Raw genomic sequence first — 26,377 nt, 5'->3', positions numbered from 1 at the left:
ACGGCGCCGGAGCCCTACGCTGGAAGCGTCATGGACCCCAGCTCTTCCGTTCCCGGCTCCAGCCTCCCGCGCCCGCTCGCCCCTACCCTCCCGTCGCGCCCCCTCACCCCCGTCCTGCGCGCGCTGCGGCTGTGCCTGCACGCGCTGCTCGGCGGACTGATCGCGCTCGCCGCCGTGAAGGCCGTGGCCGACGACGCCCCGCACGCGACCGCGGTCGTCCTCGCGGCCCTCACGGTGGCCGTCGTGTACGCCGTCGGAGCCCTGAGCCCGGCGGTCGACCGCTCGCCCCGGGCCGCCGCCGGCTGGCTCGCCGCGCTGGGCCTCGCCTGGCTGATACTCCTGGCCCTGTCGCCCGACGGGCTGTGGGCGGCGTTCCCGCTGTACTTCCTCCAGCTGCACCTGCTGCCGGTGCGCTGGGGCCTGACCGCCGTCGCCGCGACGGCCGCCGTCGCCATCGCCGGGTTCGTCCTGCACGGGCAGACGGTGACGCCCGGTACGTTCATCGGACCGCTGCTGGGCGCCGCGGTCGCCGTGGCGACAGTCCTCGGTTACCAGGCGCTGTACCGGGAGAGCGAGCGGCGGCGCGAGCTCATCGACGAGCTGCTCGCCACCCGTGAGGACCTCGCCGCCGCCGAGCGGACGGCCGGGACACTGGCCGAACGCGAGCGGCTGGCCCGCGAGATCCACGACACGCTCGCCCAGGGCCTGTCCAGCATCCAACTCCTGCTGCGCGCCGCCGAACGCGCGCTGCCCGCCGGCGACCCGGCGGCGGCCCACGTCCGGCAGGCCCGCGAGACCGCGCAGGACAACCTCGCCGAGGCGCGCCGCTTCGTGCGGGCCCTGACGCCGCCCGGCCTGGAGCACGGTTCGCTGGCCGCGACGCTGGAGCGGCTGTGCGCGGCGACGCCGGGACCCGCCGTGCGGTTCGGCGTGAGCGGTACGCCGGTGCGGCTGCCCACTCCGTACGAGGTGGCCCTGCTGCGCGTCGCCCAGTCCGCGCTCGCCAACACGGTGCGGCACGCGGCGGCGACGCGTGCCGAGATCACCCTCAGCTTCATGGAGACCTCGGTGGCGCTGGACGTCGTGGACGACGGCACGGGCTTCGATCCTCGCGCCCCCCGCCCCCGGCCGGGCGGCGGCTTCGGCCTGCCCGCGATGCGCTCGCGGGCCCGGTCGCTCGGCGGCACGCTGAGCGTGGAGTCGGCGCCGGGCCAGGGCACGGCCGTGGCGATCACCCTGCCCCTCCCGTCGGGAGACCCCGCGTGAGCGCCCCCGACGCCCCGGTCCGGCTGCTGCTGGCCGACGACCATCCCGTCGTACGGGCCGGTCTGCGCGCCGTACTCGACACCGAGGAGGGCTTCCTCGTGGTCGCGGAGGCGGCGACGGCCGAGCGGGCGGTGGAGCTGGCGGCGGCGGACGACTTCGACGTCGTACTGATGGATCTCCAGTTCGGGCCCGGCAGGATGCACGGGTCGGAGGCGACCGCCGCGATCACGGCGCGGCCGGGCTCGCCCCGGGTGCTGGTCCTGACGACGTACGACACGGACGCCGACATCCTGGCGGCGGTGGAGGCCGGCGCGAGCGGCTATCTGCTCAAGGACGCGCCCCCTGAGGAGCTTTCGGCCGCGGTGCGCACGGCGGCGGCCGGGCAGTCGGCGCTGGCGCCGGCCGTGGCGCACCGGCTGATGGACCGGATGCGCACGCCCGGCGAGGCACTGACCCGGCGCGAACTGGAGGTGCTCCAGCTGGTCGGCGACGGTCTGTCGAACCAGCAGATCAGCAAGGAGCTGTTCCTCAGCCAGGCGACGGTCAAGTCCCATCTGGTGCACGTCTACGCCAAGTTGGGCGTGGACTCGCGCACGTCGGCGGTGGCGGCCGCGACAGCCCGCCGGCTCATCCGGCGCTGACGGGGCGGTCAGTCGCGGCCGAAGAGCTCGATCGCGTCGCGCACCCGGCGCAGTGCCCCCGCCAGCGCGCTGACCGAGCCGATCGAGCCCGCCACCAGCAGCAGCGAACGCCGCAGCCGCATGATCTCGGGTGCGCCGCTGAGCGCCATGGCGTGCACCGACGCCAGCTCGTCCTCCGCGACGCCCCGGTCGGGCAGTTCCGCGGGGTGCCCCGCCAGTTCACGGCGCAGGTGCGAGACGGCGGCACGCAGCTCCGTCACGCGCGGGTCCTCGCCGTCTCCGGTCACGCACCCCTGTTCCACACTTTTCAACAAGGTCTCTCCCCCTCGCACAGCCACGTGCAGGTCCTGCCAGTGGTTCAGCCCCGTACGCCGTTGGTCGGACGGCGTACCCAGGGGCCGGGGGTCAGTTAACGCCAAACGGAGGGCTGTACGCCACTTGGACGGCTCGCCGGCGCCCCTGCCCGGATGAGGTATGCAGAGCACATGGAGCCCATGGAACGGACAACGGATGACGCGACCGCAGGCGTCGCGGGTTTGCTGCTCGCGGCGGGCGCCGGACGGCGGCTCGGCGGCCGGCCCAAGGCGCTGCTGGAGCACCGGGGGCGGCCCCTGGTCGAGCACGCGGTACGGGTGCTGCGCGAGGGCGGCTGCGGCCCGGTGCACGTGGTGCTGGGCGCGGCGGCCGCCGAGGTGCGCGAGCGCGCCGACCTGAGCGGCTGCGTGGTGGTCGACAACCCGGAGTGGGACGAGGGGATGGGCTCGTCGCTGCGGGCCGGCCTGGCATCCCTGGCCGGCACGGGGGCCGGGGCGGCACTCGTCTCGCTGGTCGACCAGCCGGGGATCGGCGCGCGGGCGGTGGCCCGGGTGGTGGCGGCGTACCGCTCGCCTTCGAGCCTGGTGGCGGCGGCGTACGACGGGAAGCGCGGGCACCCGGTGCTCTTCGGCGCCGGGCGGTGGACGGACGTCGTGAGGACTGCGACGGGCGACCGGGGGGCACGCGCCTATCTGAAGGAGCACGAGAGCGCGGTCACGCTCGTCGAATGCGGGGACGTGGCCGCGGCGTACGACATCGACACGCCGCAGGACCTGTTCCACTTGGAGTGACCGGGGTGGCACTGAGCGCCAGTTTCTGTCGACCCGGAGAATCTCGACATCAACAGACCGTTGAACTTCCACCATGAGGAAACTACTATCCACACGTCAGAAGCGCCCTGCACCATTCGGCGGCGCCCGCGACCGTACCTCGGAGCCATGGCACTTAGTGCCGTTCTCAGGCGTCCCGACGGCCGGCAGGCCTCGCCCGCGTAAGGAGTGACAGCTCATGTCCGCACCAGCGCCGTCCCCGCTGGCCATCGTCGATGCCGAGCCCCTGCCGAGGCAGGAAGAGGTCCTGACCGACGCGGCTCTCGCCTTCGTGGCCGAGCTGCACCGGCTGTTCACGCCCCGCCGTGACGAGCTGCTCGCCCGCCGCGCCGAGCGCCGCGCCGAGATCGCCCGCACGTCCACGCTCGACTTCCTCCCGGACACCGCACAGGTCCGTGAGGGCGACTGGAAGGTCGCGCCGGCCCCGGCCGCGCTCAACGACCGCCGCGTGGAGATCACCGGTCCGACCGACCGCAAGATGACCATCAACGCCCTCAACTCGGGCGCCAGGGTCTGGCTCGCCGACTTCGAGGACGCGTCCGCCCCCACGTGGGAGAACGTCGTCCTCGGCCAGCGCAACCTGATCGACGCCTACACCCGCAGCATCGACTTCACCGACCCGAAGTCCGGCAAGACGTACGCCCTGAAGCCGGCCGAGGAGCTGGCGACCGTCGTCATGCGGCCGCGCGGCTGGCACCTCGACGAGCGCCACCTGCGGTTCGACGGCCGCCCGGTGCCCGGCGCCCTCGTCGACTTCGGCCTGTACTTCTTCCACAACGCCAAGCGGCTCATCGAGCTCGGCAAGGGCCCGTACTTCTACCTGCCCAAGACCGAGTCGCACCTCGAGGCGCGGCTGTGGAACGACATCTTCGTCTTCGCGCAGGACTACGTCGGGATCCCGCAGGGCACCGTCCGCGCGACCGTCCTGATCGAGACGATCACGGCGGCGTACGAGATGGAGGAGATCCTCTACGAGCTGCGCGACCACGCGGCGGGCCTGAACGCGGGCCGCTGGGACTACCTGTTCTCCATCGTCAAGAACTTCCGTGACGGCGGGGCGAAGTTCGTCCTGCCGGACCGCAACGCGGTCACCATGACGGCCCCGTTCATGCGGGCGTACACCGAGCTGCTCGTCCGTACGTGCCACAAGCGCGGCGCGCACGCGATCGGCGGCATGGCGGCCTTCATCCCGTCCCGCAAGGACGCCGAGGTCAACAAGGTCGCCTTCGAGAAGGTCAAGGCCGACAAGGACCGCGAGGCCGCCGACGGCTTCGACGGCTCCTGGGTCGCGCACCCGGACCTGGTGCCGATCGCGATGGCGTCGTTCGACGCGGTCCTGGGCGAGAAGCCGAACCAGAAGGACCGGCTGCGCGAGGACGTCTCGGTCGCGCCCGGCGACCTGATCGCCATCGACTCGCTGGACGCGGTCCCGACGTACGAGGGCCTCGTCTCGGCCGTCCAGGTCGGCATCCGCTACATCGAGGCGTGGCTGCGCGGCCTGGGCGCGGTCGCGATCTTCAACCTCATGGAGGACGCGGCCACGGCGGAGATCTCCCGCTCGCAGATCTGGCAGTGGATCAACGCGGGCGTCGTCTTCGAGAACGGCCAGAAGGCCACCCCGGAGCTGGCCCGCAAGGTGGCCGGGGAAGAACTGGCCGCGATCCGCGCGGAGATCGGCGAGGAGGCGTTCGCCGCCGGCCGGTGGCAGCAGGCGCACGACCTGCTGCTCACCGTCTCGCTCGACGAGGACTACGCGGACTTCCTCACGCTGCCGGCCTACGAGCAGCTGCGCGGCTGACCGGCCCCGCACCCCCTCCGCCCCCGGGACCGCACAGCACCGGGGGCGGAGCCGTGTCACCGGATCGGCTCGCTCAGCTCACCGCGCAACCGCTGGGCCCGTAACACCAGTTCGAGCTCGAAGCGCCGGTCCGGGTCGTCGACCTCGTCGCCCCACAGCTCGCGGATCTGCCGCATCCGGTAGCGCACGGTCTGCGGGTGCACACCGAGCCGGGCGGCCACCTCCGGCGCCCCGCCGCGCGTCTCCAGCCACGCCAGCAGCGTCTCCGCGAGCCGCCGCCCCTGGGTCGGGCCGCAGGCGGCGAGCGGGGCGAGGCAGCGGCGGGTCAGATCCCCGATGAGCTCCTCGGGCGGCAGCAGCACCAGCGCCTCGGTGTACTCGGTGCAGTGCAGCAGCCGCCCGGACGGCAGCAGCCCCCGTTCCATCAGGCGTACGGCGGCCGCCGCCCAGCGCAGCGACTTCGCGGCCTCGGTCAGCGCGACGGCCGGGCCGAGCGCCCCGGACCAGCCCTTCATCGACCGGCGCAGCAGTTCGGGCCGCCCCGCGAGCGCCGGGTCGGGCACGACCATCAGCGGCTGCTCGCTCTCCATGTCGAGGAGTACGCCCTGCCCCACGACCGGGGCGACGCACTCGCGGGACGGCCGCAGCAGCACCCCGACGGCCACCCGCTCGGGCAGCGGCCAGCCGATCCGGGCGGCGTGCTCGGCGAGCGAACGGGTGCGGACCGGGGCGGCGGGCTCGCCGTACTCGGCGATCAGCGCCTGCGTCAGTTTGCGCTGCAGCCGCAGGCGCTCCCCGGCCTGCCGCGCGGCGGCCTCGGCGTATCCGCGCACCGTCTGGTCCACCAGCCCGTCCAGGAACGCGAATCCGGACTCGGCGAGTTCGTACATGGCGGGCGGCGGGATGCGCACCTGCTGCCCGATCTCGGCGAGCCGTCGCCAGGCGAGCCGGACACCGAGCCGGTACATGGCCTGGAGGGAGTCCAGCGAGCGGCCGTGCAGCCCCTCGCCGCGCCCGAACTCCTGGAAGACCTCCAGGTGGACGTGCGGGCCCCCCTTCTCCAGCACCAGGTGCTGCACGAAGTCCTCCAGCGCGCGCCGGATGCCGACGAGGGCGATCAGCTCGCCCGACTCGTCGACGAGCAGCGGCAGTTTGGGGTGTTCGCGGCAGATGCAGTCCAGGATCTCCTGGGCCAGCGAGGGGACTTCACGCATGGCCCGGTCGGTGAACCGCCGTACCTGGAGCCGGGGCACGTCTCCCCAGGCCGAGCCCTCGCCCATGCGTCGCTCCCCGTCCACCGCGGTCGTCTCCACTCGGGGCACTCCCACGGCGGTCATCTCCGGGGCGTCGCCGACTCGTAGCTGATCAGCGGAACATTGGGCTGGTCCGGGGTGGCGTTCAGCAGTGCCACGACGGCGAAGGCCGCGCCCACGGCGAGGGCGGCGGCGGCAACGACGGTCAGCGCTGCGGCGAGGAATCTGGACATGGCGGGTCAGCCTCTCTGACGCTGTGTCCCCACCGCTGTCCCGCCGGCCCCGTCCGGCAATGGCCCAGTGTCCGCATTGCATTGACAGTCCGTCAAGAGGACGCCTACGGTTCCCGGCCCATACGCATGTGCACGTATCCGCCGAGCCATCCCCCCGCCGGCCCCCTCTGGAGTCGCCCGTATGCGTCGCACCGCTTCCCCCTTGTCGCTGGCCCTGCTGGGCGCCGGCGTCTTCCTGCTCGTACTCGCTCCGATGCTGGCGTGGTACGTCGAGCCACGCGCGAAGCGCACGCCCGTCGACGTGGACGTCACGACGGTCTTCACCGGCCCCGGCAGCTACTTCGACACCGCCGAGATCAAGACCGTGAAGAAGGACCTCACGATCACCCGCCAGGTACGCGGTGACGTGGCCGACAGCGAGAGCAGCGGCAGGGCCGTCTGGGACGTGTCGACCTCGGTGGACACCGAGGACACCCTCCCGGCCGCGGACACCCACGACTCGCTCCAGTGGACGCTGGAGCGCTGGGTGACCGACCGTCGCACCAACGAGCCGGTGCACTGCTGCGGCGAGAAGCCGACGTTCGACGGGGAGGCGTACCTGAAGTTCCCCTTCGATGTACAGAAGCGCTCGTACCGCTGGTGGGACAACACACTCGGCTCGACCGTCCGCCTCCGCTTCGCGGGTGTGCGCAAGATCCAGGGGTACGAGGGCTACCGCTTCACCGGCGCCGTCGAGCCCGCGCAGACCGGTACCCGGCTCGTTCCGGGGCGGCTCGTCGGGCTGCCGAAGCGCAGCCAGGTGCTCGCCGAGGAGTGGTACGCCAACCACGGCATCGAGCTGGTCGTCGACCGGCGCACGGGCCGCATCGTGAACGCCGCCATCGGACCGCGCAAGACGCTGCGCGCGCCCGGCGGCAAGCGGGACAGGGTGGTGCTGCTGGACAGCCGCCGCCTGGAGTTCACGCCCGCGACGCAGCGCGCCCAGGTGGCGCTGGCCTCGTCCGACAGCGACCGGCTGGAACTGGTGGGCGAGACGCTGCCGATGGGCGGCGGCGGGGCAGGGGCGGTGCTCGCCGCGGTCGGGGCGGTGCTCGTGGTACGGGGGCGGGAGGCGCGCGGAACCACGCCTGTCATCACATTGTGATGACACATCAGCTCACACCGGCCGGGAAATTGTCACCGCGGTGAGTAGCCGCATCGAACAGCGTGCCGAAAACTGACCTCCCCACCCCGAGCACGGCCCCCACCGGTTCCGCACCCCGAAACGAGTTGGAGCTCGCATGCCCCAGCACGTGCCCCCCACCCTGCACGATGCGAAACCCCCGCAGACGCAGTCCGTACTCACCCACCCCACCTCCCGGCAGCCCCGCCGGATCGTCTTCCTCTCCCGCCGCGACCTCGGCAACCCCGCCGCCGGCGGCTCGGAACTCCTCGTCGACCGCCTCGCGGACGGCCTGACGGCCCTCGGCCACCAGGTGACGCTGCTGTGCGGAGGCCCAGCGGCGTACCGCGACTACCGGGTCGTCTCCGCGGGCGGCGACCTCGGCCACTTCGTCAGGGCGCGCCGCGCCTTCGCCCGGCAGGTCGGCGACTGCGACCTGCTGGTCGAGGTCTGCAACGGCCTGCCCTACCTCACGCCCCTGTGGCACCGCGGCCCCACCCTGTGCCTGGTCAACCACGTGCACACGGAGCTGTGGGGCATGCGCTACCCGGGCCCGGCGGCCGGTCTCGGACGCCGCCTGGAGCACTGGGCGCTGTCGGCGGCCCAGCGCGACAACCTCCTGGTCGCCGTGTCGTCCTCCACGGCGTCCGCGCTCACCGCGCTCGGGGTGGACCCCGGCCGCATCAGGGTCGTGCACAACGGTGTCGAACAGCCCACGGAACGCACACCGCGCTCCCCGCAGCCGCTCTTCCTCGCGATGGGCCGGCTGGTCGAGTACAAGCGCATCGACCTGCTCCTGCGCCTGTGGGAGCGGGTGCGGCCGGTGACCGGCGGCAAGCTGGTGATCATCGGCGACGGGCCGGAGCGCCGCGCCCTGGAAGCCCTCGCCGGCCCGGACGTGCTCTTCAAGGGCCGTGTCTCCGAGGCGGAGAAGCACCAACTCCTGTGCGCTGCCCACCTGTTGCTGCACCCGTCCGCGGTCGAGGGCTGGGGCCTGGTGGTGACCGAGGCGGCGACCCGGGGCACCCCGGCGATCGGCTTCGACGTACCGGGCCTGCGCGACTCCATAGCCGACGGCGTGACCGGCGTACTGGCGCGCGGCGAGAGCTCGTTCGCCGCCGCCTGGTGCACGCTGGCCCTGAGCGCCGAGCGGCGCGAGGCGATGGGCCGCGCGGCGGCCGCGCGCGCGGCGCACTACCGGTGGAGCAGCACGGTGCGCCAGTTCCGGGCGGTGGCGGCGGAGGCGGCCCTCGCCCACCGGCGGAGGTGAGCCCCGGTGAAGGACCCCTCCCTGCGCAGGTCCGTCACCCTCTTCCGGGCCTTCCTGAACGAGCAGTCCGACCCGGACCACTGCTACGCCCTGCTGGCCCGTGACGCCGCCGACCAACTGGAGCGGTACGGGCCGCTGGCCGGCCGTGTCGTCGTCGACATCGGCGGCGGCAGCGGCCACTTCGCCGAGGAGTTCCGCCGGCGCGGGGCGCACAGCTACCTCTTCGAACCGGACGTACGCGAACTGAGGGGCCGCACGGCGCGGGGCACCGTACTGGCCGACGGCTACCTGCTCCCTCTCGCGGACGGCGCGGCGGACATCAGCTTCTCCTCCAACGTCCTGGAGCACGTCGAGGACCCGGGGACCTTCCTCAGCGAGCTGGTGCGCGTCACCGCGCCGGGCGGTCTGATCTACGTCTCGTTCACCAACTGGTACTCCCCGTGGGGCGGCCACGAGTGGGCGCCCTGGCACTACCTGGGCGCCGAACGGGCCCGCCGCCGCTACGAACGCCGCACCGGCCGCAGCGCCAAGCACACCCTCGGCGAGAACCTCTTCCGGATTCACATCGGCTCCACGCTGCGCCAGGTCCGCTCCCGTACCGACACCGAAGTGGTGACGGCCCGGGCCCGTTACTGGCCGTTCCTTCCCGGCGTCGCGCCGAGGATCCCCCTGCTGCGCGAGTTCGCCACCTGGAATCTCCTCCTCATCCTCCGGCGGTGTCCATGACGACCACCCTCCAGGCGCCTCCCAGGACCCCGCCCCCGGCCCGCCCGGATCCGCCGCAGGGCCCGCGCTCACGCCGCTGGCTCTTCGGGTTCTGGTGCGCGGTACTACTCGCGTTCGTCGCCGCGTCCCCGGGCAGGATGACGTTCGAGACGAAGCTCGGTGTGGCGCTGGACCCGTTCCGGTTCCTCTCCGACCTGGGCGAGTTGTGGCACAGCAGGGCGGGCTTCGGCGGCATCTTCGACCAGTACGTCGGCTACGCCTTCCCGATGCTGCCGTTCTACGCGCTGGCCGACCTGGCGCACCTGCCGGTCTGGCTGGCGGAGCGCCTGTGGCTCTCGATCGTCGTGACGGTGGCGTTCTGGGGCGCGCTGCGGCTGGCCGAACGGCTGGGCGTGGGCTCGCCCGCGACCCGTCTGGTGGGCGCGGCGGCGTACGCCCTGTGGCCGACGTACACGATCGTCGTCGGCTCGACGTCGGCGGCCGCGCTGCCGGGAGCGCTGCTCCCCTGGGTCCTGCTGCCGCTCACCAACCCCCGCACCACGCCCCGCGTCGCGGCGCTGCGCTCGGCCCTCGTCATCCCGTGCATGGGCGGAGTGAACGCGGCGTCGACGCTTGCGGCGCTGCTCCCGGTGGGGCTCTACCTCCTCAGCCGGCCGGCCGCGCCCCGCCGCCGCGCGCTGATCGCCTGGTGGGTGCCGGGGGTGCTGCTCGCCACCGCCTGGTGGGTGGTGCCGCTGCTGCTGCTCGGCATCCACGGCGAGAACTTCCTTCCGTACGTGGAACAGGCCGAGACCACCACGGCGACCATGTCCGCCACCGAGATGCTGCGCGGCGCGGGCAACTGGACGGCGTACCTGCACTTCGGCGAGGCGTGGCTGCCCGCCGGCTGGACGGTCGCCACGGCGGCCCCGGTCGTGCTGGGCTCCGCCGTCGCCGCCGCGCTCGGCCTCGCCGGCCTGGCACGGCGCGACATGCCGGAGCGGCGCTGGCTGCTGCTGATCGCCCTCTGCGTCTCGGCCGTCACCCTCGCCGGGTACGGCGGCCCGCTGGGCGGCCCCTTCGCGTCGACGTTCCAGGACTGGCTGAACGGCCCACTGGTCCCCTTCCGCAACATCTACAAGTTCCAGCCGGGCCTGGCCCTCGTGCTGGCCCTCGGCCTCACGCACATCACGGCCACGGCCTCCCTGCCGTCCGTCCGCCGCCTGACCGCCCCCCTCACCGCCCTGCTGATCCTCCCCGCCCTGGCCCTGCCCTACCTCAACGGCGACATCCTCCAGCCGGGTTCCTTCACGAAGCTGCCCGCCCACTGGAAGCAGACGGCCGGCTGGCTTGAGGAGTACTCGCCCGACGCCCGCGCCCTGGTGGTCCCGGCGACGGCGCACGGCATCCACACCTGGGGCTCGACGATCGACCAGCCGCTCGACGTGCTCGCGGGGTCCCGCTGGGCACAGCGCGACTACGTGCCGTTCGGAACGCCCGGCAACCGCCGGGCCATGGACGCGGTGGAGCAGGCCCTCACCACCGGAGGGCGGGTCCCCGGCCTGAGCGACTTCCTGAGCCGCGCCGGCCTGCACTACGTCGTCGTGCGCAACGACCTGGACCCGGACCAGATCGGCTACGTACCCCCGCAGACCGTCAAGCGCACCCTGGAGGAGTCCGGCTACCGTCGGGTCACGGCGTTCGGCCCGGTCCTCACGGGCGGCCGCATCCCGGACGACACCCCCGTCCAGATCGAGGGCCTCTACCCCCGGCAACAGGCGGTGGAGATCTACGAACCTCCCGCGACCACACCGCGCCCCACCAGGGCGGGCATCGCCCCGGTGGCGGACACCGCGCTCGTCAGCGGCGGCCCCGAGGCACTCCTGCGCCTCTCGGCCGACCCGACGATGCGGGGGCGTCCCGCCGTACTCACCGGTGACAGCCACCCCGGCCTGGCGGACCCGGCGGTCCAGGCGGCGGCCGACGGCCTGCGGCGCGCCGACACCCGCTTCGGCCTGGTCAACTCGAACACCTCCTACACGTACACCGCCAACGAGAAGAACCACCCCGAGAGCCTCCAGGACCCGGGCCGCGAGCCCCGCCAGATCCTGCCGACCGACGACATCAAGCACCAGACCACGGCCGTACTGCGCGGCGCGAAGTCGGTGACGGCGTCGAGCAGCGGCAACTGGCTGTTCCACCTGCCGCAGTACGACCCGGTGAACGCGTTCGACGGAAACCCCGACACGGCGTGGGCGGAGGGCAGCGCGGCGAACCCGAAGGGTGAGTGGCTGCGCGTCGCCTTCTCGTCCCCCACCACCCTCCCCTCCCGGATCCGCGTGACGCCCCTCCCGTCGGAGGGCCTGCGAGCCGCACCGACAGCCGTACGCGTGGAGACCGACAACGGCAGCAGGACGAGCCCCCTGCACCCCAACGGCGCACCGCAGGAGATCGACGCGCCTCCGGGCCGGGCGACGTACCTGAAGCTCACCATCACGGGCGCCCAGCAGGGCCGCCCCGGGCTGATGGGCGCGGGCTTCACCTCCGTGGACATCCCCGGCGTCCAGGTGACCCGCCTCCTCTCCCTGCCCCGGGACGCGGACCCCGACCTGGTATCCCTCCACCGGGGCAGTGACCCGGGCGGGCTGTCGCCCGTGTCGGCGGAGGTGGGCCTGCACCGCCAGTTCTCGACGACCACGAAGGGCACGTACACGCTGACCGCCACGGCCCTGCCCGTACCGGGCGACAAGCTGGACGAGCTCCTCTACACGCTCGCCCCCGAACAACGCCGCCGGCTGACGGCCACGGCGGACTCGACGTCCCGCCTGGGCGCGTCGCTCACCCCCCGCAACCTCGTCGACGGCGACCTCACGACGGCGTGGATAGCGGGCGACAACCCGACCCTTCACCTGCGCTGGCCGGGGAAGCGCCCCATCGGCGAGATCGTCTTCGCCGCCGCCGGGGGCCTGTCCACCCGCCCGGAGCAGGTGGAGATCAGCTCACCCGACGGAGCGACGACGGCCTCGGTGGACGAGAACGGCCTGGCCCGCTTCGAACCCATCAGGACCGACCGCCTGGACATCAAGATCACCCGCGCGGCGGCGCTCACGGTCCACAACCCGGTGGCGAACGGCGAGATGCAGCTCCCCGTGGGCCTCAGCGAGGTGTACGTCCCCGCACTGGACGACTTCAGAGTCCCGCAGCCCGAACCGACCGAGACGTTCCAACTTGCGTGCGGCCAGGGCCCCGTCCTCGCCATCGACGGCACCCTGCACGCCACCGCCGCGAGCGGGAAGCTGAGCGACCTCACCGAGCGCCGCCCCGTCGAGGTGTCGCTCTGCGCGGGCCCGCAGCGCGACGGCAGGGCGAGCCTGCCCGCGGGCACGCACCGCGTGGAGGCCGGTGACACGGGCCCGCTGGCCCTGACCGACATCACCCTGACGAGGAACAAGGCCACGCCACCGGCCCAGCGCCCCCGCGCCCTCACCGTCAAGGACGCCGCGGGCGACCGCCGTTCCCTCACCGTCGGGGCGGGCGAGGCCTCGTACCTCCAGACCTACGAGAACGCGAACGCGGGCTGGCAGGCCACCCTCAACGGCCGCGAACTGCCGTCCCTGCGGCTGGACGGCTGGCAGCAGGGCTGGCTGATCCCGGAGGGCGAGGGCGGCGAGGTGCGCATGGAGTACAAACCGGCGCGCGTGTACGAAGCCGGCCTGATCGGCGGCGCCTTGGCCCTCGCGGCCCTGGCAGCCCTGGCCCTCTACCGCCGCCGAACCGAAGCGCAACCCACCTCGCCCACTCCACCCGCTCCACCCGCCCCGGGCTCCGTCCTGGGCCTGGCGGCCCTGACCGTCACCCTCGCACTGACCGCCGGCCTCCTGGCAGCCCTGCTGATCCCACTCCTCGCCCTCGTCGCCCACTTCCGCCACACCCTCCTCCCCCTCGTCGCCCTCCTGGCGATGACGGCGGCGGGCACGGTGGCAGCCCTCCAGGCAGGCGAACCCGCCTCCGCGTCGGCGGGCGCGTTCGGCCCGGTGGCCCAGCTCCTGGCCCTGACCGCCCTGACAGCGGCCCTGGTCACCACACCGCGCAACGCCCCGGACGTCCATGCGGTGCCAGGAGGGGACGTGCCGGGGCGCTCCCCGCAGGGTGTCGAACGCAACCACCCCGAACGACACCCCGTACCCGAACGTTCGGCGCCCGAGGAGACTCCCCGGCACGGCACCGGCCCCGCAGGCCCCGTCACCGGGACCCCCGTGGCCGGGACCCGGGACCAACGCACCGACCCCGGTCAGGAGAGGCCCCAGTGACCGCGCTCCAGCACCCCGCCCGCCCCGGCAGCCGCCCCCACCGCGTCCCCTTCACGGTGGTGGACGAGGTGACCCGGCACTGCCTGCACCCCCGCGTGCCCGAGACCGTGCACATCGAGGTCCATCTGCCGGGCCGCCCCGACCCCGCCCGCCTGCGCGCCGCCTTCACCGAGGCCCTGCGGCGCCACCCCCGCATCCTCATGCGCGAGGCTCCCGGCGCCTGGTACCGGCGGCGGTACGAGTGGGAACTCACCCCGCACCCCGACACCGAGGTCGTGACGTTCCCGCCGGCCACTCCCGACGCCCTCACCCGGGCCAGGGCCCGCGCCCTGTCCCTCGCACCGCCGCTCAGCCTCTCCCCACCCGTACGCATGGAGGTCGTCGACCGCGTCCTGCTCCTCACCGTCAACCACACCGCCCTGGACGGCCCCGCCTGCCTCCGCGTCCTGGCCACCGCCGCCGAGCTGTACGGCGGCCGTGACAACTCCCCGGCGACACCGGCCCCCAGGCGCGCCCCGGCCCCGAGCTCGCCCGCCGCCGGGGACCACGCGGCCGCCGCCCCGCGCACCGGCTTCGCCCCCGTGGCGCGCGTGGCCCGCGGCACGCCCACCTCGGCGGCTCCCAACGGCATGCTGACGGCCGACCTCCCGCTGCCGACCCGCCCGCGCGACGCGCCGTACACGGTCAACGACCAGCTCATGGTCGCGACCGCCCGGATGATCGCCACCTGGAACCGCGAGCACGGCGGCCCGCCCCGCCCGATGCGCATCACGATGCCGGTGGACGACCGTTCCCGGGACGCCGACATGCCGATAGGCAACGGCACCCGGCTGGTGGAGGTGCCGTTCTCCCCCGCCGAACTCGCGCACGACGCGGACGTCCCGGACCTCCTGCGCCGTACCGCCCTGCGCACCCGCACGCTGAAGGCACTGCCGCGCCCCCAACTGGGCCACGGCGCCGCCCTGCTGACGGCGCCCGTGCTGCCGGTGGCGGTCCGGGCGGCGTTCACCCGCGCCCTGCGCCGCACCGCGGCGCCGTGGACGTCGACCACGCTGCTCAGCAACATCGGCCGCGTCCCGTACCCCCTGGACTTCGGCGAGGGCGCGGGCCGGGCGACGGCCGTGTGGTTCTCGGCCCCCGCCCGCATGCCCCGCGGCCTCACGGTCACCACGGCGAGTACGGCGGGCCGCCTGCACCTCGCGCTGCGCTGGTCGGGCGTGCTGCTGGGGGACGCCGACGGCGAACGGCTGCTGAGCCTGTTCACGGAGTACCTGGACGCGTCCGGAGTGACGTCGTGACGCACCCGGACACCGCCCACGCCACCCGCCCCCACACCCCGCCGACCCTCCAGGACTTCTACGAGAACCCGGCCGTCCCCGTGGCCTCCGGGACCCCGCGCACCCTGCGCCAGGCCCGCATCCTCGCCGCCGCCCTGCCCCGCCCGGGAGCGACCGTCCTGGACATCGGCTGCGGCGACGGCACGGCGGCGGCCACCGCCGCACCGCTGCTCCGCGACCACCGCGTCATCGGTGTCGACTGGTCCCAGGACGCGCTGCGCCGGGCGTCGCGGCACCTCACCCACGTCGTACGGGGCGAACTGGGCGACAGCGGGCTGCCCTTCGCCACGGGGGCGGCGGACGCGGTCCTCTTCAGCGAAGTGATCGAGCACCTGGTGGACCCGGACAGCGCCCTGGACGAGCTGAGACGCGTCCTGGCCCCCGGCGGCCACCTGATGCTCTCCACCCCCAACCTCGCCGCCTGGTACAACCGCGCCCTGCTCCTGACCGGCACCCAGCCCGTCTTCTCGGAGGTGAGCCTGCGCGCGATCCACGGCCGCCCCGGCACCGAGGTGGTCGGCCACCTGCGCCTCTACACGGCCCGCGCGCTGCGCGAGTTCCTCACCGCGTCGGGCTTCGACGTCGTGCGGATCACCGGCGCCCCCTTCCACGGCGTCCCCCGCCCGCTGCGCGCCCTGGACCGGCTGGTGTGCTCCGCCGCGCCCACCGCGGCGTCGATCCTCCTGGCGCACGCCCGCCGCCGCGCGGCGGCCTGAGCACGATGGGGTGGGGGGTGGCGGCAGCGCTGCTGGCGAACGTCCTGTACAGCGCGGGCTTCGTCCTGCAGAAGCGCGCCCTGGCCGGGTTACCGGCGCTGAACGTCCGCCGCCCCGCGCACCTGCTCCGCCACCTCCTGCGCAGCCCGCTGTGGATCGGCGGCTCCCTCGCCCTCGCCGGCGGCTTCACGGCGCAGCTCGTCGTCTACCGGACGCTCCCGATGGCCGCCGCCCAGGGCCTGTTCGTCTCGGGACTGGTCCTGCTGCTCCTCTTCTCCCACCGCTTCCTCGGCGAACGGACCACGGCCCGCGAGCGGTACGCGCTGGCCGCCGTCCTCCTCGCCCTGCTCATGGTGGTCGGCTCCCTGCGCCAGAGCAGCGACAGCGTCGGCCGAAGCTCCCCGTTCGCCCTCGTCGTGCTGATCAGCGCCCTCTCCCTCGCCATCGGCCTCAGCCTGTACTCCGCCACCGAGCGCCGCGTCGCGCACCGCCACCGGGCGCCGACCGCCGACGGCGTCGCCTACGGCGTGGCCGTCGGCTTCGTCTACGGCGTCAGCTCACTGGCCATCAAGGGCGTCTCCGCGCACCTCACCCCGGCCACCCTGGACGACCCGGCGGGTGCCGCGCTCACCCTGCTCACGGGGCCCTACCCGTACCTGCTCCTCATCACGGGAGCGACGGGCCTGCTGCTGTCCCAGACCGCGCTGCAGCGCTGCCGCGCCTCCCTCGTGGTCCCGGTCTGCACGACGACGTCCTGCCTCTACACCGCGGCCGTCGGCACCTTCGCCTTCGGCGAGTCGCTGCCCGACGACCCGGTGCGCCTGACCCTGCGCCTGGCCGGAGCCGTCCTCGCGGTGGGGGTCCTGCTGACCCTCGCCGCACACCAGCAAGAGCCCACCACCCAGGAGTTGAGCCATGACCCCCGATGACCCGCTGCTGCAGATCCTCGCCTGCCCCCTCGACAAGGGCCCGCTGACCCTTCTCGTACCGGAGAACGCCCTCTACAACCCCCGTCTGCGGCGCCGCTACCCGATCGTCGACGGCATTCCCCAGTTGCTCCCCTCCTCGGGCGAACAGGTGGCGGAGAGCGAGCACCACCGCCTGCTGGCCCTGCCGGCGGCGCTCACCCCCTCAGCCGAGTCCGAGCCCCCGCCGCCGGCCGGCTGAGCGCGCCCGGGCCGCTCACCGGGTCACGACGGTCCGCTGCGCCGAGAAGTCCCCCCACTTCCCGTCCGGCAGCTTCGCGCGCAGCTTGATGCTGTACCGCGTGCCGACCGGCTCGCCGACCGTGAAGTGGTACGCCGCCCTCCCCGCCGGCGGCTGCGCACCCCACACGATCGTCGTCGCCAACTCGCCGTTGAGGAAGAGCTGGTGCTCCTTCACCGCTCCCCCGCCGGCGACCCGCGGCGGTGTCCACTCGACGTCGATGCCCCGCACCCCGTCCTTCGTGCGCGCCGTGGCCCGCAGGTCCCCGGGGGCGGTGGACGGGCCGTCGCCGCGCCCGGGCGCGGTGGTCAGATCGACGGCGGCGCTGTCCCCGGAGGAGTTCTCGGCGGCGTCCCGGGCCCGGACGGTGAACGTGTAGACGGTCCCGGGCCGCAGCCCGGTGACCCGGGCGGTGGTGGTGTCGCCGGGCACGCTGTGGACGCGGGAGTCCTCCTGGTAGATGTCGTACGACGTGACGGCCGTGTCGTCGGCGGCCCGCTGCCAGGACAGGCGCACGGCGCCGGTCCCCTCGATCCGCCCCCGCAGCTTCGCGGGCGCCGAGGGCGGCTTCCGGTCGTCCGGTGTGCGGGCCGGGGTCGTGACGGGGGCGGCCGCGCCGGCGGCGGAGAGATTGCCGGCGGCGTCCCGCGCGCGGACGGTGAAGGTGTACCCGGTCGAGGGCGCGAGCCGGTCGATGTCGACCATGTGCCGCGTCCCGGTGACGGTCTTGATCCGGGCACCGTTCTCGTACACCTCGTACCCGGCGACGGCCCTGTTGTCCGTGGACCGGTCCCACATCACGTGCACCGAGGTGGCGCTGCCCGCCTGGGCCGTCACCGCGCCGGGCCGGGAGGGTTTCTCGGTGTCCCGGTCGGGCCCGGAGCCGGTGCAGCCGCCGACCGCCACCCCCACCAGGGTGAGCAGGGTGACGGCAGAACAGATCGAACCGGTGCGTACGGTGGGGCGTTGCACGGTCGGACCCTCCATCCGGGGGGACAGCCGGGGACAATGGTCCAGACCTGTATGCCACGTGGGGCGACGCCCGGCAAGAGTGCGCGCGAACCCCGCTATTAGGCTGACGCCCCAGAACGGACCGGATCACGAAATAGGGGGCCGCCCGGATGGCGATCACGTACAGAATGCTCGACCCCCGCGGCCGCGACGCGTCCCTCACCCCCGGGCCGGGGGCACCCGTCCGCGTGGTCGCCGACGACGGTACGGCGCAGGGCGCGCGTCCCGTGGCGTACCTGCTGCGCAACACGGCCGCCGGAGGCCCGAACGCGTACCTCCCGGGCGCCCGGGAGATCCTGCTGTTCGCCGACGAGCGGTGCGGTGAGGTCCTCGCCTCGGTGACGACGGAGCACGGCACCGGCTTCGGATTCGGCGGCCCGCGTTTCGTGTACCGGGTGCTGGACGCGGACGGGGCGCCGATCGGCCGCATCTCGCTGCGGCGCGGGCGGATCTTCCGGATCGGGCGTTCCCACTGGACCGTGGAGCAGGCCGGCACGCCCCCGGTGCGCGGCTCGGCCGGGCGCCTGATGTGGTGGGCGCTGTGGTGGACGGTGCTCCTGCCCGTCAACGTGGCGCTGCTGTTCGCCGCCTTCACCGGCATGGCGCAGGACCCGGTCACGACGCCGCGTCGCATCGTGTGGCGCGACGGCGCGGGCCGGGCCGTGATGTCCTTCCGCGGCCTGGCCGGCGACTACCGGGTCGTGCGGGGCCAGTGGGACCCCCGGGTGGTGGCGTCGCTGGTGGCGATCCATCAGACGTACGTCTCGATCGCCATCAGCGACAGCACGGACTGGTACCACCGCTGACCCCGGCGCCACTTCGCCCTCGTGGCCGCGGCGACCGGACGGCGGGACCGGCTCCGGCCCGCTGTGAACCGGCCGGGCCGCGCGGGCGTCCTGGGGATCAGCCGGTACGGGGTGGTGGCATCCGCCGGAGTCAGCTGGTCATGAACTCGGTGACCTCATGCGCGAACGGGCGGGGGCGCTCCTCATGTACGTAATGTCCGGCCGGGATGGTGATGAGCCGGCAGTCGGGGATGAGCGCGGCCATGTCCGGCATCCGGTCCTGCGGCAGGGAGCTGTCCGGGCCACCCGTGATGATCATGGTCGGGGCGACGATCTCGCCGAGCGCCTCGGCCCAGTCCGGGTCGGGGTCGGCGAGCTGGCCCGTGACGGCCGCGACGACGGGCCAGTCGTAGTCCAGCGGTTCGTCGGGGCGCGCGGTCGACGCCTCCGTGACGCCGGGGAACGGCGGCGGGGTCTCCTCCAGGACGAGCCGCTCCACCCGGTCCGAGTTGTCCTGCGCCAGCAGGCGGGCGACGACGCCGCCCATGCCGTGGCCCACCACTCCGACCCGGTCCAGTTCCAGTTCGTCCAGGAAGCCCAGGACGTCGTCCCGCATGAGCTCGACGGAGTACTCGTCGGGCCAGTCGCTCTCGCCGTGCCCGCGCAGGTCGATCGCGTAGACCCGCCATTCCTCGCCGAGCGCCTGCCCGGCCTCCTCCCAGCTCGCGGAGGACGAGCCGAGCGCGTGCAGGAGGACGACCGGCGCCCCGAACGCGTCGCCCCAGGTCCGGTAGGCCAGACGCACGTCACCGACATCCACTACAGAGTGCTCCATGCCCCCGACGCTACAGGCCGCGCCGGGGCGTTCCGACCGCGCGGGTGCGCGGCCCCGCGAAAGGTCCCCGCCAGGTGAAGCCGACCCGTCCACTGCGCCTGCTGCCGGCCGTCCTGCTGCTGGCCCTGTCCGCCTGCGCCGGTCCCGGGGGCGGCGGGGACGCGCAGGGCGCCGGGCTCGCCGATCCGGCGAAGAAGGACACCGCGATGCGGATCGTCTCCAGTGCCGAGAACTCCTCGCTGGACTGGAAGGCGCAGTACGCGTACATCGAGGACATCGGCGACGGCCGGGGCTACACCGGCGGCGTCATCGGCTTCTGCTCCGGCTGCGGCGACCTGCTGAAGGTCGTCGAGCGGTACGCGCGGACCGCGCCCGGCAACCCGCTGGAGCCGTTCCTTCCGGCGCTGCGGGCGGTCGAGGGCAGCGCGTCGCACCGGGGGCTGGGGCGGCCGTTCACCCGGGCGTGGGTGCGGGCGGCGAAAGATCCGGCGTTCCGCCGGGCGCAGGACGCGGAGCGGGACCTGCACTACTTCGACCCGGCCGTCGCGCGGGCCGAGGGCGACGGGCTGGGCGCGCTGGGACAGTTCATCTACTTCGACGCCTACGTGATGCACGGCGCCGGTGACGCCCCGGGCACGGTCGGATTCCGCACGATGCGCCGCGAGGCGATGGCGGTGGCCGATCCGCCCTCGCGGGGCGGCGACGAGACGGCGTACCTGAACGCGTTCCTGGACGCCCGCGTGGCGGCGATCCGCCGCGAGCCGTCGCACACGGACACCAGCCGCATCGACACCGCGCAGCGGGTGTTCGTACGCGAGGGCAGGCTGGACCTGGAACCGCCGCTGCGCTGGAAGGTGTACGGCGACAGCTACCGCCTGGACTGAGGGCGAGGGCAGCACCTACAACCGGACGGTCCCGCCCACAAGAGCGTGAGCGGCGCACCGCGCGCCGGGGGCCCCGCTCCCGCACGCCTGGTGACGGTCAGTACAGGTGACGATACTTTTTGTGACGGCTCAAGATCACGGGCAGCTCCACCGGCGGCGCGCCCCGCGCTGCCCGGTTGCCCGCGCCACGGAGAAAGGGGACAACGTGACCACGACATCACTCGCCGCACGCCTCGCCGGTCCGGGCCTGCAGCAGCACCTGTTCGCCGCGCCGACCACGGTGGCGGCGGCTTGCGAGACGTTCGGAGTCACGTGCTGGGGCGCGTCGGAGTGCTGCAGCGGATGGTTCGGCTGGAAGTTCGGGGAGGGCCTTTCTTGTTGCTGGTGAAAGCGGCGCGCGGGGCGCGCCGGTTCGTGGAGTCCGTCAAGGGCGAGGACGGTTCGTACCGGCTCGGCGACTGGCCGGGGGTGGAGCGGACCGGGCGGCGGCGACGCGGCACGGGACCCCGGGACGCCGGGGCCGCGGTCGCGCGGCTACGGGTCGCCCAACGTCTGACCATGGGGTTCCTGGACCCGGTGGACGACGCGCTGTTCCTGGTGGCCGGGCTGCGGCGGATGGGCATTCCGGCCTCGTTCCACCTCGGCCGGGAGCTGGTCCCGGTCACGCCGCCCTCGGGTTTCTACGCGTGGGTGCAGTGCGGGGAAGCGGTGGTGAGCACGTCGATGCCGGTACGGGAGACCTATGTCGAGGTCCATCGATCGGGGCGGGACGGATGACGGAAGCGAGGACGGAGACGAAGACGGAAGCGCGCTTGCGAGCCACCACGGGATCCGGGGCGAGACCGCCGGCCGGACCGCCCGCCCCGCTCGGGTTCGCGCGGGCGACGCGCACCGGCGTCGACTGCGCCGGTCCGGCCGGCTGGACGGACCCCCCGGGCGTCCGGGCCGGGCGGCCCGCGCCGGACGTCTTCGAGCTGAGCCGCGACAGCCCGGGCGACCGGCCGGTCTACTACCGGGTGGGGCCCGGACGCGTCGAGTGGGGCGAGGACCTGCGCGCGTTCCAAGAAGGCGGTTCCCACCGGCCCCCCCGCACGGGCCAGTTGCTCGCGCTGGTCCACGGCACGGTGCCCTCGCCCGACGCCACGCTGCTGCCGGATGTGCGGCGGCTGGCGGTGGGGACCGTCGTACGGGTGGACGCGGCCGGGGTCACCGTCACGCGGCAGCGGCCGGAGCTCGCCGAGCCGGGGACGGGGCCGGCGGAGGCGGTGGGGCGCGCACTGGACGGTCTGAAGGGCGAGTACGCCATCGCCTACAGCGGGGGGCTCGCCTCGGCGTTCGTCGCCGTCAGCGCGCTGGCGGCGGGCCACCGGCCCGTCCTGCTGCACGCGGACTTCGGGGGCGCCCGGGGTGGCGGGTCCCCCGCCGTGCCGTCGCCGGTGCCCGGCCTGGAGATCCGCCATGTCCCGGTCGATCCGGCGCGGTTGTTCGCGCACGAACCGGTGAGCGGGCGCGAGCCCGTGCCGCCGCTGCCCGACACGGAGGTGCCGCGGCGGCTGATGGAGCGGCTGAGCGAGAGCTGCGGGCTGCCGGTGGTGAGCGGAGGGCTGCTGAAGGACCTGACGTCGGCCAGGCTGCCGGAGGCCGGTACGGGGTACCGCGGGTGGCGGCTGCTGGGCTGCGAACCGTTCCACGTCACCGACACCCTGCGCGGCCTTGCCGAGGCCCGCGAACTGCTCGGCGGGAACACGGTCCTCCCGCCCGGACCGTACGACCGTGAGTCGGCGGACGGCCGGTGGCCGGGGCGGCCCGGGGCGCCCGGTTGGACCGGCGCCACCCCGCTGCCCGGGCTGACCGAGGAGGGAGAGGAGGCGCTGGCCGCCTCCCGGCGCGGGATGCTGGCCCTGTGGAAGGGGCACCTCGACTTCCTCGACCCGGTGTCGGGCCGGGTGGTCGCGGGCCTGGAGGAGCGGGGCACGGGCGGGGCGGTACTGCCCGCGCTGGACCCGCAGGTGATCGCGGCGGTGGCCGCGCTGCGCCCCACGAAGCTGGGACGCATCCGGCGCGGGGTCTTCCACAACCACCTTCCGCTCGAACGCGCCCTGCGCGGGCGGCGGATGCACGGCCTCTGCCGCGCGCCCGCCGGCCACTGGCTGCGACGGGGCGCCCTCGCCCACCTGCACCGGGAGCGGGTGCGTCTGCACGCCTGGCTGGAGCGTGAGCGAGCCCTGGCCGACCTCGGCGTACTGGACGTGGACCGGGTCCTCGCGGTCCTGCGCGACGGGCGCGAACTGGCGGACCACGCCCTGCCGGTACTGCGTCTGGTGTGGGTGTGCCAATGGCTGCGAGGCACCCGATGACGACACCCGACGCCCCGCCCCGGTCCCCGGCGCCCGTGCCGGCCGTCCTGTGCCTGGCCCCGCACGTGACCCTCACCCGTCTGCCGTACGGCGGGTCGGTGCTGCTCAACACGGTGACCCTGACGCTGGCCGAGTGCGGCGAGCCCCAGGCAGCCGCCCTCGACAGCCTGCTGGCAGCCGGCCTGCCTCCCTCGGACCGCGACTCGCCGCCCGCCCGCCTGGCCGCCGAACTGCTCGCCACCGGATGGCTGACGACGCGGCCCCCTGGGCCGTCGCCCGCCGCCGGGCACGAGGGGTGAGACGCGTGTGGCGCGTACGGCACCGGAGGGGGTGCCGTACGCGCCGCACGCCGCTGCCCTAGTGAGCGGTGGCCGGGATCTGGTCCGGGATCTCGGGATGGGTGGGAGTCTCCTCCCCGGTGTCCTTCCTGCCCAGGTGGTTGAAGGCGAGGTTGAGGACGATGGCGACCACGCAGCCGGTGCTGATGCCGGAGTCGAGCACCACCAGGAGGTCCTCGGGGAACGCGTGGTAGAAGGTCGGCGCGGCGATCGGGATGAGCCCGATACCGAGGGCGGCGGCGACGATCAGGGCGTTCTCGCCCTTCTCCAGCGCGGCGGTGGCGAGCGTCTGGATGCCGCTGGCCGCGACCGTGCCGAAGAGCACGATTCCGGCGCCGCCGAGCACCGGCAGCGGTACGAGGGCGATCACGGAGGCCAGGACCGGGCACAGGCCGAGCAGGATCAGGATCCCGCCGCCGGTGGCGACGACGAACCGGCTGCGGACCTTCGTCATGGCGACCAGGCCGATGTTCTGCGCGAAGGCGCTGCACATGAAGCCGTTGAACAGGGGGCTGATCGCGCTGCCGAGGGTGTCGGCGCGCAGGCCGCCCTCGATGGTCTTCTCGTCGGCCGGGCGGCCGACGATCTTGCCGAGGGCGAGCATGTCGGCGGTCGACTCGGTCATGCACACCAGCATCACGATGCACATGGAGATGATCGCGGCGATCTCGAACTGCGGGGCGCCGAAGTGGAAGGGGGTCGGGAAGCCCACCAGGTCGGCGTTCTTGATGGCGTCGAAGTGGGTGATGCCCACCGGGATCGCGAGGAGCGTGCCCGCCACGAGGCCCAGGAGGATCGCGATCTGCTGGAGGAAGCCGCGCAGGAACTTGCGCAGCGCCAGGACGATCACGAAGGTGACGGCGGCCATGCCGATGTTGGTCATCGAACCGTAGTCGTCGGCCTGGGAGTTGCCGCCCTGCGACCAGTTGAAGGCGACCGGCAGCAGGGACACACCGATCAGGGTGATCACGGTGCCGGTGACGACGGGCGGGAAGAACCGGACGAGTTTGCAGAAGTACGGGGCCGCGAAGAAGCCCAGCACCCCCGCGACGATGATCGCCCCGAAGATGATCGGGATCGCGTTGTCGCCCTCCCCCTTGCCGATGGCGATCATCGGGGTCACACCGGCGAACGAGACGCCGTTGACGAAGGGGAGCTTGGCGCCGATCTTCCAGAACCCGAGAGTCTGGAGCAGCGTGGCTATGCCGGCGGTGAAGAGGCTGGCCCCCATGAGGAAGGCCGTTTCCGTGGCGTCGAGGCCCACGGCGGGGCCGACGATCATCGGAGGGGCCACCACGCCGGCGTACATCGCGGCCACGTGCTGGAGGCCGCTGGTGAACATCTTGCCGGGCGGGAGTTTCTCGTCGACCGGGTGCTTCGGGTCGGGTCCGGACGGGGGTCCGGACCGGGAGTCGGATTCGGCGGATGCAGCTTTGCGAAACCTGGGCTTGGCGGCCACGGCGGTTCCTCCGGTCGGTTACACGCCAGCGGTGGGCATGGATGTCATGGAGGTGGTGCGGAGTGGTGCGTTGAAGCAGGTGGTGCAGACGTGCATGACGCATGGGGGGTGTGCGGAGCGGCGGGGCCGTGGCCCGGTGACTCGTGTTCACCGTCCCCGGGGGTGCGGGCACTTGGGCGCGCACCCCCGGGCACAGCTGCCGTGGACCCCGCTCGGGTCCGCGGCCGCCGGCTGAGGGCCGTCCCCCTCAGCCGGACTTCCAGGGGGGTTGCTCAGCCCTGCGCGACGATCCGCGCGAGGCGCTGCGCCTCGGCCCGCGCGTCGCGGGCCACGGCGTCCTCGTCCACCGTGATCAGGCGGTTGTCCTCGACGACGGGCTTGCCGTTGACGAGCGAGAGGGTGACCGGGGCCGCCGCGCCGAAGACGATCGCGGTGACCGGGTCGGCGATGGTGGAGTGGCCGATGCCGTCGATCTTCCACATCACCAGGTCGGCGAGCTTGCCGGCCTCCAGCGAACCGATCTGGTCCGCGCGGCCGAGCACCTGCGCGCCGCCGTACGTTCCCAGGCGCAGCGCCTGGCGGGCGTTGAGCGCCGCTTCGCGGTGTGCGCCGAGGCGGTTGATCAGGAGCGCGTTGCGCAGTTCGGTGTGCAGCTCCCCCGACTCGTTGGACGCCGTGCCGTCGACGCCGAGGCCGACCGGGACGCCGGCGGCCAGCATGTCCGGGACGCGGGCGATGCCTGCCGCGAGACGGGCGTTGGAGGACGGGCAGTGGGCGACACCCGTGCCCGTACGGGCGAAGGCGGCGATGTCGGAGTCGTTCATGTGGACGCAGTGGGCCATCCACACGTCGCTGCCGAGCCATCCGGTCGACTCGAAGTAGTCGGTCGGTCCCATGCCGAACAGTTCCTTGCAGAACTGCTCCTCCTCGACCGTCTCGCTGCCGTGGGTGTGCAGGCGCACCCCGAGGCGGCGGGCCAGTTCGGCGCCCTGCTTGAGCAGTTCGGTGGAGACCGAGAACGGCGAGCAGGGGGCGACGGCCACCTGCGTCATGGCGTCGAAGGAGGCGTCGTGGTGCTTCTTGACGGTCTCCTCGGTCGCGGCCAGCGCGCCTTCGAGAGTCTCGACGGCGAAGTCCGGCGGCAGGCCGCCGTCCTTCTCGCTGCGGTCCATGGAGCCGCGGGCGAGGGTGAAGCGTACGCCCATGTCGGAGGCGGCGCCGATGATCGCGCCGGACAGGTCGCCCGAGCCCTGGGGGAAGACGTAGTGGTGGTCCATCGCGGTGGTGACACCGCCGCGGGCCATCATGGCCAGCGAGCCCTGCGCCGCCGCCTTCACCATGGCCTCGTCGATGCGCGCCCAGGTCGGGTACAGCGCGACGAGCCAGTTGAAGAGGTTGTGGTCGGTGGCCAGACCACGGGTGATCCACTGGTAGAAGTGGTGGTGGGTGTTGACCAGACCGGGCGTGACCAGGTGGCCCGTGCCGTCGATCCGGCGTACCACGTTCTCCAGGCCCTCGGGGGCCCTGCCCGCGCCGATCGACTCGATGCGGTTGCCGGCGACCACGACGTAACCCGAGGCGTACTCGGTGTCGTTGGCGTCGACGGTGGCGATGGCACAGTTCTCGATGATGGTGCGCGCGGCTGCCGATGCTGCCATGGTGCGTC

25 protein-coding genes are annotated in these 26,377 nt (G+C 73.5%); 18 read left to right on the top strand and 7 right to left on the bottom strand.

All coding sequences use genetic code 11. The features are described from left to right. Window positions 1-30: 30 nt before the first annotated feature. Together IE185_RS11870 and IE185_RS11865 are read left to right on the top strand one after the other, a co-directional pair. On the top strand, window positions 31-1,266 hold the full coding sequence (locus IE185_RS11870; protein WP_189715126.1) for a sensor histidine kinase: 1,236 nt from the start codon (window positions 31-33) through the stop codon (window positions 1,264-1,266). Beyond that, window positions 1,263-1,907 carry a response regulator gene (locus IE185_RS11865; protein WP_138898662.1) on the top strand — a complete coding sequence of 215 codons (645 nt, stop codon included), beginning with the start codon at window positions 1,263-1,265 and terminating at the stop codon, window positions 1,905-1,907. Before IE185_RS11870 ends, IE185_RS11865 begins: the two co-directional genes overlap by 4 nt. A gap of 8 nt (window positions 1,908-1,915) precedes the next feature. On the opposite strand, the gene IE185_RS11860 is transcribed toward IE185_RS11865, so the two are convergent. Continuing rightward, window positions 1,916-2,218, bottom strand: coding sequence for a DUF5955 family protein (locus IE185_RS11860; protein WP_373303715.1), 303 nt, complete (start codon window positions 2,216-2,218; stop codon window positions 1,916-1,918). Between the two features lie 183 nt (window positions 2,219-2,401). Here IE185_RS11860 and IE185_RS11855 point away from each other — a divergent pair, with 183 nt between their 5' ends. Together IE185_RS11855 and aceB are read left to right on the top strand one after the other, a co-directional pair. Further along, window positions 2,402-3,013, top strand: a complete 612-nt coding sequence (locus tag IE185_RS11855) for a nucleotidyltransferase family protein (protein WP_138898660.1) — start codon at window positions 2,402-2,404, stop codon at window positions 3,011-3,013. A 217-nt stretch (window positions 3,014-3,230) separates the two neighbouring features. Further along, window positions 3,231-4,850 carry a malate synthase A gene (aceB, locus tag IE185_RS11850; RefSeq protein WP_138898659.1) on the top strand — a complete coding sequence of 540 codons (1,620 nt, stop codon included), beginning with the start codon at window positions 3,231-3,233 and terminating at the stop codon, window positions 4,848-4,850. Between the two features lie 56 nt (window positions 4,851-4,906). On the opposite strand, the gene IE185_RS11845 is transcribed toward aceB, so the two are convergent. Both IE185_RS11845 and IE185_RS11840 read right to left on the bottom strand, forming a co-directional pair. After that, complete coding sequence (locus IE185_RS11845) at window positions 4,907-6,130, bottom strand: PucR family transcriptional regulator (protein WP_189715138.1); 1,224 nt, start codon at window positions 6,128-6,130, stop codon at window positions 4,907-4,909. A gap of 53 nt (window positions 6,131-6,183) precedes the next feature. Then, window positions 6,184-6,336 (bottom strand): hypothetical protein, encoded by a 153-nt coding sequence (locus IE185_RS11840; protein WP_170198442.1) that lies wholly within the window; start codon window positions 6,334-6,336, stop codon window positions 6,184-6,186. A 181-nt stretch (window positions 6,337-6,517) separates the two neighbouring features. Here IE185_RS11840 and pgfA point away from each other — a divergent pair, with 181 nt between their 5' ends. The 8 genes from pgfA to IE185_RS11800 all read left to right on the top strand — a co-directional run bounded on the left by pgfA (window position 6,518) and on the right by IE185_RS11800 (window position 17,003). Next, window positions 6,518-7,480: a cell envelope lipid trafficking protein PgfA gene (gene pgfA / locus IE185_RS11835; protein ID WP_189715124.1), complete on the top strand. Its 963-nt coding sequence runs from the start codon at window positions 6,518-6,520 to the stop codon at window positions 7,478-7,480. Between the two features lie 136 nt (window positions 7,481-7,616). Further along, window positions 7,617-8,768 (top strand): glycosyltransferase family 4 protein, encoded by a 1,152-nt coding sequence (locus tag IE185_RS11830; RefSeq protein ID WP_189715122.1) that lies wholly within the window; start codon window positions 7,617-7,619, stop codon window positions 8,766-8,768. 6 nt (window positions 8,769-8,774) lie between these two features. Continuing rightward, complete coding sequence (locus tag IE185_RS11825; RefSeq protein ID WP_138899414.1) at window positions 8,775-9,494, top strand: class I SAM-dependent methyltransferase; 720 nt, start codon at window positions 8,775-8,777, stop codon at window positions 9,492-9,494. Then, complete coding sequence (locus IE185_RS11820) at window positions 9,491-13,783, top strand: alpha-(1->3)-arabinofuranosyltransferase domain-containing protein (RefSeq protein ID WP_189715137.1); 4,293 nt, start codon at window positions 9,491-9,493, stop codon at window positions 13,781-13,783. The genes IE185_RS11825 and IE185_RS11820 overlap by 4 nt, the downstream gene beginning before the upstream one ends. Beyond that, complete coding sequence (locus IE185_RS11815; RefSeq protein ID WP_189715120.1) at window positions 13,780-15,081, top strand: condensation protein; 1,302 nt, start codon at window positions 13,780-13,782, stop codon at window positions 15,079-15,081. The genes IE185_RS11820 and IE185_RS11815 overlap by 4 nt, the downstream gene beginning before the upstream one ends. Further along, window positions 15,078-15,836: a class I SAM-dependent methyltransferase gene (locus IE185_RS11810; RefSeq protein WP_189715118.1), complete on the top strand. Its 759-nt coding sequence runs from the start codon at window positions 15,078-15,080 to the stop codon at window positions 15,834-15,836. The genes IE185_RS11815 and IE185_RS11810 overlap by 4 nt, the downstream gene beginning before the upstream one ends. A gap of 5 nt (window positions 15,837-15,841) precedes the next feature. Then, window positions 15,842-16,765, top strand: coding sequence for a DMT family transporter (locus tag IE185_RS11805; RefSeq protein WP_138897508.1), 924 nt, complete (start codon window positions 15,842-15,844; stop codon window positions 16,763-16,765). Beyond that, window positions 16,752-17,003, top strand: a complete 252-nt coding sequence (locus tag IE185_RS11800; RefSeq protein WP_138897507.1) for a Trm112 family protein — start codon at window positions 16,752-16,754, stop codon at window positions 17,001-17,003. Before IE185_RS11805 ends, IE185_RS11800 begins: the two co-directional genes overlap by 14 nt. Window positions 17,004-17,018: 15 nt before the next feature. Here the strand turns inward: IE185_RS11800 and IE185_RS11795 are convergent, their stop codons facing one another. Continuing rightward, entirely contained in the window at window positions 17,019-18,014 is a 996-nt protein-coding gene (locus IE185_RS11795) for a fibronectin type III domain-containing protein (RefSeq protein WP_167518913.1), read from the bottom strand. A 149-nt stretch (window positions 18,015-18,163) separates the two neighbouring features. On the opposite strand from IE185_RS11795, the gene IE185_RS11790 reads away from it, so the two are divergent. After that, entirely contained in the window at window positions 18,164-18,859 is a 696-nt protein-coding gene (locus tag IE185_RS11790; protein WP_138897505.1) for a hypothetical protein, read from the top strand. Window positions 18,860-18,989: 130 nt separating this feature from the next. Here IE185_RS11790 and IE185_RS11785 read toward each other — a convergent pair whose 3' ends face one another. Further along, window positions 18,990-19,673, bottom strand: a complete 684-nt coding sequence (locus IE185_RS11785) for an alpha/beta fold hydrolase (RefSeq protein ID WP_138897504.1) — start codon at window positions 19,671-19,673, stop codon at window positions 18,990-18,992. 74 nt (window positions 19,674-19,747) lie between these two features. Here IE185_RS11785 and IE185_RS11780 point away from each other — a divergent pair, with 74 nt between their 5' ends. The 5 genes from IE185_RS11780 to adfB all read left to right on the top strand — a co-directional run bounded on the left by IE185_RS11780 (window position 19,748) and on the right by adfB (window position 23,213). Next, entirely contained in the window at window positions 19,748-20,557 is an 810-nt protein-coding gene (locus IE185_RS11780; RefSeq protein ID WP_138897503.1) for a chitosanase, read from the top strand. A 205-nt stretch (window positions 20,558-20,762) separates the two neighbouring features. Continuing rightward, complete coding sequence (locus tag IE185_RS11775; protein ID WP_138897502.1) at window positions 20,763-20,945, top strand: hypothetical protein; 183 nt, start codon at window positions 20,763-20,765, stop codon at window positions 20,943-20,945. Beyond that, window positions 20,933-21,334: a lasso peptide biosynthesis protein gene (locus IE185_RS11770; RefSeq protein WP_208766362.1), complete on the top strand. Its 402-nt coding sequence runs from the start codon at window positions 20,933-20,935 to the stop codon at window positions 21,332-21,334. Before IE185_RS11775 ends, IE185_RS11770 begins: the two co-directional genes overlap by 13 nt. 35 nt (window positions 21,335-21,369) lie before the next feature. Next, a complete protein-coding gene (locus IE185_RS11765) occupies window positions 21,370-22,914 on the top strand; it encodes an asparagine synthetase B family protein (protein ID WP_189715116.1) in 1,545 nt (514 codons plus the stop codon). Further along, window positions 22,911-23,213, top strand: a complete 303-nt coding sequence (gene adfB / locus IE185_RS11760) for an actinodefensin-associated protein B (RefSeq protein ID WP_138907065.1) — start codon at window positions 22,911-22,913, stop codon at window positions 23,211-23,213. Before IE185_RS11765 ends, adfB begins: the two co-directional genes overlap by 4 nt. Before the next feature lie 58 nt (window positions 23,214-23,271). On the opposite strand, the gene IE185_RS11755 is transcribed toward adfB, so the two are convergent. Together IE185_RS11755 and IE185_RS11750 are read right to left on the bottom strand one after the other, a co-directional pair. Continuing rightward, window positions 23,272-24,711, bottom strand: a complete 1,440-nt coding sequence (locus tag IE185_RS11755) for a nucleobase:cation symporter-2 family protein (RefSeq protein WP_189715114.1) — start codon at window positions 24,709-24,711, stop codon at window positions 23,272-23,274. Window positions 24,712-24,983: 272 nt separating this feature from the next. Next, complete coding sequence (locus IE185_RS11750; protein WP_138897086.1) at window positions 24,984-26,369, bottom strand: 8-oxoguanine deaminase; 1,386 nt, start codon at window positions 26,367-26,369, stop codon at window positions 24,984-24,986. Window positions 26,370-26,377: the final 8 nt, after the last annotated feature.

The sequence above is a fragment of the Streptomyces chryseus genome, from assembly GCF_014650755.1.
In the GTDB taxonomy this organism is placed as follows: Bacteria; Actinomycetota; Actinomycetes; order Streptomycetales; family Streptomycetaceae; genus Streptomyces; species Streptomyces chryseus.
Note: the sequence above shows the minus strand (reverse complement) of the source record. Positions and strands in the feature narration are given on the sequence as shown.